Source organism: Actinomyces sp. ZJ308, from assembly GCF_011752065.1.
Taxonomy (GTDB): Bacteria; Actinomycetota; Actinomycetes; order Actinomycetales; family Actinomycetaceae; genus Actinomyces.
On record NZ_JAAIJY010000074.1, the window covers coordinates 1 to 1,221 of the forward strand.

Genomic DNA, 1,221 nt, shown 5'->3' on the forward strand with positions numbered 1-1,221 from the left:
CTAGGACAGGGGCGCGGGCCCCGTGGGGACGATGAGTGGTGTCTAGTCATCTCCTCGTCCTGGGAGCCCGCGCTGATGCCATCCTCCACCACGACCGCCCTGTCTCGCCAGCCCCTGACCCAGGTTCTCAGGAACGTGACGGACCCCCGCGATCGGCGGGGTGTGCGCCATGACCTGCCCACGGTGCTGTCCCTGGCCATCACCGGGGTGCTGGCCGGTGCCCGGAGCCTGACGGCGATATGGGAGCACACCACCGACCTGACCGCCGCCGACCTGCGGTCTTTGGGGGTGGAGGCGGGCCAGGCCCTGCCGTCGGAGCCCACGATCCGCAGGGTCCTGCAGGACCTGGATCCCACAGGTCTCAACACCCTCCTGAGGTCATGGTTGTGCACGCGTACCGGTACCATCGAAGGAAGAACAGTCATCGCGGTGGACGGCAAGACCATGCGTGGAGCTCGCCAGGGGCAGGTGTCGGCGCCTCATCTCCTGTCCGCCCTGGACCAGGCCACCGGAGCCGTGCTGACCCAGGAGCGGGTGGCGGACAAGTCCAACGAGATCCCCTCCCTACCGGTCCTTCTCGAACCGTTGGACCTCGACGGGGCGGTGATCACCGCCGACGCGATGCACACCCAGGTAGACACAGCCGAGTGGATCGCCCAGCGTGGTGGTCACTACCTTCTCACCGTCAAGGGCAACCAGAAGACCCTGCGCAGGACGCTCAAGAACCTTCCCTGGAAGAGCGTCCCGTCCGTCTCAGGTGTCGACACCTCTCACGGGCGGCGGGTGCGACGCACCGTCAAGGCCGTCGAGGCCCCCGCCTGGGTGGACTTCCCCGGGGCTGCTCAGGTGGTCCAGGTTCGACGCACCAGGACTATCAAGAGCAGGAAGCATGTTGAAGTGGTCTACCTGATCTGCTCCCTACCCATGACCGACGCCCAGCCCGAGGCCATCGCCGCCTGGCTCCAAGGCCACTGGGGAATCGAGAACCGGCTCCACTGGGTCAGAGACGTCATCTTCGACGAGGACCGCCACCAGCTACGCACTGCTAACGGCCCCGAGGTCATGGCCGCACTGCGCAACCTGGCCATCAGCCTCATCCGCCTCTTCCTTGGGCCCGGCGTCTCCATCGCCTCAACCACCAGATCCCTGTCCAGACGCCCCAAACGAGCCATCAGACTACTGACCCAACCAACCCCCTAAACCGACTTTGCCGACCCCCTG

At 66.3% G+C, this 1,221-nt stretch carries 1 protein-coding gene; it reads left to right on the top strand.

Annotated elements, in window-relative coordinates:
* Positions 1–75: 75 nt before the first annotated feature.
* Positions 76–1,200 (top strand): ISAs1 family transposase, encoded by a 1,125-nt coding sequence (locus tag HCR68_RS13910; protein ID WP_167150455.1) that lies wholly within the window; start codon positions 76–78, stop codon positions 1,198–1,200.
* Positions 1,201–1,221: the final 21 nt, after the last annotated feature.

Excerpts from the sequence above, each read along its gene's own strand:
- HCR68_RS13910 (WP_167150455.1), top strand. The coding sequence starts at position 76 with ATGCCATCCTCCACCACGACCGCCCTGTCTCGCCAGCCCCTGACCCAG.